The sequence below is a fragment of the Paenibacillus sp. P4_E11 genome, assembly GCF_056401635.1.
Map to the genome: position 1 here is coordinate 1 of NZ_JBFUIX010000748.1, position 503 is coordinate 503.

Consider the following 503-nt stretch of genomic DNA (forward strand, 5'->3'; position numbering starts at 1 on the left):
GAAGAAATCAAGCGTATATCCGCAGAGGGGGCGAGAGAGTGAAACAAATCCTGAAAGTGGACGGAATGCCGCCAAGCCTAACCAAGTACCGCAACATGCACTACCAGGAGTTGAACAACGAGAAGCGATCATGGGAACGAGCGGTAGGATACTTGGTGAAGGAACAAAAGCTCAAGCCTATGACGCGCATTGACATGACTTATGAATTCTTCTTCGGGACCAAGGTCGAGCATGACCCCGACAACTACGCTTGCTGCGCCAAGTTCATCAACGATGGCTTAGTGGGAGCCGGGATCCTAGCGAGAGATAACTTCGATCACATCCGAGAGTTTAGAGTACGCCAAGGCGGGATCAGCAAGAAACCGTACATTCTGGTACACATGGAGGAGATCGCATGATACAAAGCTGGGTTGCAGTAGGTAATCAACACGTCGCCACAGACGCGCTAGGACACGTTGTGGGCATCCTACGTCCGTTTCCGTGTTACTCAGCCACTCACTTTC

The 503-nt window shown here is 51.3% G+C and carries 1 pseudogene; it reads left to right on the top strand.

From position 1 onward, the window contains the following. Positions 1–398 (top strand): annotated as a pseudogene (locus AC1DWB_RS37265) (hypothetical protein); the annotation flags it as partial. Between the last annotated feature and the right edge of the window lie 105 nt (positions 399–503).